Origin of the sequence: Niveispirillum fermenti, assembly GCF_048066175.1 — a bacterium.
Lineage (GTDB): Bacteria > Pseudomonadota > Alphaproteobacteria > Azospirillales > Azospirillaceae > Niveispirillum > Niveispirillum fermenti.
Genome location: NZ_JBLTXA010000077.1, coordinates 1 through 4,163 on the forward strand (window position 1 = coordinate 1; position 4,163 = coordinate 4,163).

The following is a 4,163-nucleotide window of genomic DNA, read 5'->3' on the forward strand; positions in this document are numbered from 1 at the left end:
CAAGCTGTCGGGCGAGCGGCAGGGGCGGGGTGCGGCATGAGCAGGATGCCGCGCCTGTTCCGCGATGCCTATTTCACGCGGGCCGAATGGCTGGTGGAACTGGGCCTGAACCATGTGGCGCTGCCGCCGGGGCGGGTGTGGGAGCCGGCCTGCGGGGCGGGGCATCTGTGCCGGGCGCTGGCAGCGCGCGGGCGGGATGTGGTCGCGTCCGATATCTATGATTGGGGCTGGCCCTGTCAGGTGCAGGATTTTTTCAGCTATGACGTGGCGCCGGCCGGCGTGACGGCGATACTGACCAACCCGCCGTTCCGGCGCGGGGTGGCGCTGCCCTTCGTGCGGCATGCGCTGCGCCTGATGGCGCCGGTGGGGGGCACGGTGGCCATGCTGCTGGCCCATGACTGGATCACGGCGCGGGACCGGGCCGACCTGTTTGACCGGTGGGGGCCGTTCGACCGGGTGATCGTGCCAACGGCGCGGCCCCTGTGGTTTGATCCGGCGGCGCCCGTGGTGGACGCGGCCCCGCGCAAGAGCAAGCGGCCCATCAAGACATACTGTTGGTATGTGTGGTCACCGGCCGGGGTGGGGCGGCACGGGCATGTGCAGGTGGTGCCCGTGGGGGCGGCCGGTATCGCCACCGATGCGGCTTGGGTGGCGGTATGACCGACATCGACACACTGCGCCATCTGGCGCTGGCCCTGCTGATCGCCGAAGCCCGGCCCCTGGCCGTTCTGGATGATGAGGTCCGGGCCGCATTGGGCATGCGGGCGCGGCGGGGGCGGCTGCGGCTGGATGATCTGTCGCTGCGACTGGTCCAGTTGATCGGCAGTTCCGACCTGTGGCGGGTGCGCGCGCAAAGGGCGCGGCGGGCGCTGATGGTTCGGGGGGCGTCCGCCGCATCGCAGGCCGCAAAGGTGCGGGGGCTGCGATGCGGGACGTGATGTCAGGCCGCGGTGCGGGGCACCAGATCATCCATGTCCAGCTTCAGGATGTCCGCGATCCGGGACAGGACGGACACAGAACCGGGTTTCTTGCCGCTTTCGATTTCAGACAGGTACGCTTTGGAGATGCCCGCCTGTTCGGCCAGCGCGCCGGCGGTCAGGCCGCGATACTGGCGCCAGGTGCGAACCGGGTTCGCGCCGTCGGCCAGTTCCACCGCCATATCCAGGGGGATTTCTTCCGTCAGGCCGGCGGCAAGATCGGCTTCGACCTGTCGCAGCGTGGCGCGATCGCGCGCCTCCTCCAACTCCTCCAGCAGCGCTTCGTAATCGGCCCTGGACAGGGTGACGGTATCGTCGGTGGTGGTGATGGGTCGGATGGCGTTCATTTGTACACTTCCCCTCTGATATCGATGATGCGGACATGGATCGTGTCTTCGATGCGCAGCACGACGTACACGGCCCGCCAGTCGCCCTGCCGGATGCGGAACATGTCCTTTTCGCCCTTCATCGCCTTCACATCGAAGGGGTGGGAGGCAAAAGGGGCCGCCGCGATGGCGGTCAGCTTAGCCACCAGGGCAGCGCGCGCCGTGGCCGGCATCTTGTTCAGGCCCTTCTGGGCGGGTTTGGCGATCACGATCTTCATGCGCCTATATTCGCAAATAGCGAACAGGCGCGCAACAGGTATTTTCGCAAATAGCGAACATTTTAGCGCTGGGGGTGCGGCATGAACCTTCCCCCTGTGTTCCTGGCGGAATTGCGGGCGCGCACCTCGCTGGTCGAGATCGCGAAAGAGCGGGTGAAGCTGCGCCGGTCGGGGCGCGAGTGGATCGGATCCTGCCCGTTCCATAGCGAGAAGTCCGGCAGCTTCACCGTCAATGAGGACAAGGCCTTCGTGCATTGTTTTGGATGCGGTGCCCATGGCGACGCCATCACCTTCATCATGCGCTATGAAGGGTTGGGCTTCATGGATGCCGTGCGGTATCTGGCGGCACGCGCCGGGCTGGCCGTGCCCGGTGATGGCGGGCCGGCGCCGCAGATCAAGCCGCGGCCTGTCGTGAAGCGCACGGCCCCTGAAGATCAGGATCAGTTGCTGGCATTCCGCATCCAGGGCGCGCGGGATAAATGGGCAGCGGGTCTGCCGTGGCGCGGGACATTGGTGGAAGATTATCTGCGCGGGCGGGGATGCTGCCCGGCCGATGATCTGGCCCACCTGCGGTTTTTGCCCACGCTGAAATACAAGCATCATCGCGAGGATGGCAGCCTGTGCAGGGGCACGTTCGCGGCGCAGATCGCACCGTTTCAGAGCGTGGACCGGGAAATCAGGGCGGTGCATGTCACCTATCTGGGTGCCGATGGCCAGAAGGCCGGTGTGCCCCGGGCGAAAAAGATGTTCGGCCCGGCCTGGGGCTGTGCCATCCGCTTCGCGGCGCCGGCCCGCATTCTGGCCGTGGCGGAAGGCATCGAGACGGGCCTGTCGGTGCGGCGGGCCTGTCCCGATCTGGCCATCTGGGTAGCGGGCAGTCTGGGCAATGTGGCGGGCAATGGGCATGAGGATGGCCCGGTGCGCCCGCATCCCATGACGGGCAAGCCGCTGCCCACCGTCTATCCCGATATGGAGCGGCCCGGCATGCGGCTGCCGGCCGGGGTGGATGAGGTGATCATCCTGGCCGATGCCGATGGGGACCGGCCCACGGGGGAGGCGCTGGTGGAACGGGCGGCGCGGCGGTTCACGGCCCAGGGGATGCGGGTGCGCGTGGCATGGCCGCCGACCGGCATGGATTTCAATGATATGATCATGGAGGCCGTATGATGACGCATACGGGGCGGCCCGTGCCCGCCGTGCATTGCTGTGCCGTGTGTGGTGCCGTGGCGCATTACGGCTATGGCCGCAACCGGCACGCGCCCTTGTTCTGGACCTGCCGCGATCATCGCGCGGGCGGCGAGCGGCGCCTGTCGCTGCCCGCGCCATCCCCGTCCGCCGCCCCTGCGGCGCAGGGGGTGCTGCTGTGACCGGGCTGGACAGTATCCGCGCCATCGTGGCCGGCGCCAAGATCATGGACGGGTTTGACCCGTTGCCCGCACCGGCCCCGGCGGGGGCGCCGCCGGGGCGTGACGTCGCGCCGCCCATGGGGGCGCGCACGATACCGGTGGCGCGACAGTCCGGCGGGCGGCGGCGGGTGAAGGTGGCCGATGCCATCGCCGCCAACGACAAGGACAAGGACAAAAAGGAGGCCGCCCGCATCTGGGACGATTGCGTGCCCGTGGCCAAGGGCGTGCGGGCCGGCATCGCCTATGTCGAGCGGTTCATTGGCGCGGAGCGCATGATCTTTGCATGGCCGCGCGTCAAGCGGCTGCGGGTGGGTGTCATGCCCTGGCTGCACCGGGACCGCAGCGGGCGGCAGCATGATCTGGGCCGGCATCCCTGTCTGATTGCCGCCTTTGGCCGGGGCAAGCCCAAGGCCATCATGGGTGTCTGGCTGGACGCGGACGGGTCCGATCAGGCGCGCATTGCCGATCCGGATGATCCGGGGCGCGCGCTGTCGGCCCATTGGTATCTGGGCGAGGCCGATGGCCAGGCCATTCAGTTCGGCGAGGCCGGCGAGGGCATGACGGTGGCCGTGACCCTGGAATGCGCGCTGACCATCCTTCTGGACGCGCCGGGGCCCGTGTGGGCCGTGCCCGACCTGGCCGCCGCGCGCAAGGTGGATGTGCCGGCGGGTTTGAGCGGCCTGTTCCTGGCCCTGTGGCGGCTGAAGGTCAGTCCGGCCCGGCGGGAAAACGAGATCATGCGGGCGGGGTGGCACCTGTCGGCCGGACATGCGCGCGCCTTGCGGCGGGCCGACATCGCCCTGCCCTGGGCGTGGTCCCCGGCGCCCGGCAAGCCGCGCGCCCTGATCGAACAACTGGAAATGGAGGCGGCGATTTCAGCCTGGGAAAGTGAGGGTGGGCGATGAACGGCTTTGACGCGTTTCAGGCGGCGACCCCGTTCAAGGCGCCAGACGGATGGGTGCCGCCGGAGGAAAAGCCGCGCGCCCATACGGCCCCGGACATGGATGGCGGAGAGGATGAAGGGGAAGGCGGGCCGGGTGGGGTGGTGGAGCTGCGCGACAGTGACCCGCTGGATTTGCGCCTGTCGCGGTTGCCGCGCAATGACTGGGGCAATGCCCAGCGGTTGCTGGCGCGGTTCGGCCATGGGTTGATGTTCGTGGTCAATGCCGGCTGGTA

Annotated in this window: 8 protein-coding genes; 6 read left to right on the forward strand and 2 right to left on the reverse strand. The window is 68.4% G+C overall.

The window, feature by feature from the left end:
• Positions 1-36: 36 nt before the first annotated feature.
• Positions 37-660, forward strand: a complete 624-nt coding sequence (locus ACM9LZ_RS25585; protein ID WP_416622328.1) for a methyltransferase domain-containing protein — start codon at positions 37-39, stop codon at positions 658-660.
• Positions 657-938, forward strand: coding sequence for a hypothetical protein (locus tag ACM9LZ_RS25590; RefSeq protein ID WP_416622329.1), 282 nt, complete (start codon positions 657-659; stop codon positions 936-938). Before ACM9LZ_RS25585 ends, ACM9LZ_RS25590 begins: the two co-directional genes overlap by 4 nt.
• 2 nt (positions 939-940) lie before the next feature.
• Here ACM9LZ_RS25590 and ACM9LZ_RS25595 read toward each other — a convergent pair whose 3' ends face one another.
• A complete protein-coding gene (locus tag ACM9LZ_RS25595; RefSeq protein ID WP_416622330.1) occupies positions 941-1,324 on the reverse strand; it encodes a helix-turn-helix domain-containing protein in 384 nt (127 codons plus the stop codon).
• Positions 1,321-1,581 (reverse strand): type II toxin-antitoxin system RelE family toxin, encoded by a 261-nt coding sequence (locus tag ACM9LZ_RS25600; RefSeq protein ID WP_416622331.1) that lies wholly within the window; start codon positions 1,579-1,581, stop codon positions 1,321-1,323. The genes ACM9LZ_RS25595 and ACM9LZ_RS25600 overlap by 4 nt, the downstream gene beginning before the upstream one ends.
• A gap of 81 nt (positions 1,582-1,662) precedes the next feature.
• Between ACM9LZ_RS25600 and ACM9LZ_RS25605 the strand changes: the two genes are divergently transcribed.
• The 4 genes from ACM9LZ_RS25605 to ACM9LZ_RS25620 all read left to right on the forward strand — a co-directional run.
• Complete coding sequence (locus ACM9LZ_RS25605; protein ID WP_416622332.1) at positions 1,663-2,748, forward strand: CHC2 zinc finger domain-containing protein; 1,086 nt, start codon at positions 1,663-1,665, stop codon at positions 2,746-2,748.
• A complete protein-coding gene (locus tag ACM9LZ_RS25610) occupies positions 2,745-2,948 on the forward strand; it encodes a hypothetical protein (protein WP_416622333.1) in 204 nt (67 codons plus the stop codon). Before ACM9LZ_RS25605 ends, ACM9LZ_RS25610 begins: the two co-directional genes overlap by 4 nt.
• Positions 2,945-3,892: a hypothetical protein gene (locus tag ACM9LZ_RS25615; protein ID WP_416622334.1), complete on the forward strand. Its 948-nt coding sequence runs from the start codon at positions 2,945-2,947 to the stop codon at positions 3,890-3,892. The genes ACM9LZ_RS25610 and ACM9LZ_RS25615 overlap by 4 nt, the downstream gene beginning before the upstream one ends.
• Positions 3,889-4,163 (forward strand): hypothetical protein (locus ACM9LZ_RS25620; protein ID WP_416622335.1); only part of this gene is annotated, 275 nt, incomplete at its 3' end. The genes ACM9LZ_RS25615 and ACM9LZ_RS25620, both read left to right, overlap by 4 nt.

Coding starts and splice junctions, on each gene's coding strand:
- ACM9LZ_RS25585 (WP_416622328.1), top strand. CDS start 37: ATGAGCAGGATGCCGCGCCTGTTCCGCGATGCCTATTTCACGCGGGCC.
- ACM9LZ_RS25590 (WP_416622329.1), top strand. CDS start 657: ATGACCGACATCGACACACTGCGCCATCTGGCGCTGGCCCTGCTGATC.
- ACM9LZ_RS25595 (WP_416622330.1), bottom strand. CDS start 1,324: ATGAACGCCATCCGACCCATCACCACCACCGACGATACCGTCACCCTG.
- ACM9LZ_RS25600 (WP_416622331.1), bottom strand. CDS start 1,581: ATGAAGATCGTGATCGCCAAACCCGCCCAGAAGGGCCTGAACAAGATG.
- ACM9LZ_RS25605 (WP_416622332.1), top strand. CDS start 1,663: ATGAACCTTCCCCCTGTGTTCCTGGCGGAATTGCGGGCGCGCACCTCG.
- ACM9LZ_RS25610 (WP_416622333.1), top strand. CDS start 2,745: ATGATGACGCATACGGGGCGGCCCGTGCCCGCCGTGCATTGCTGTGCC.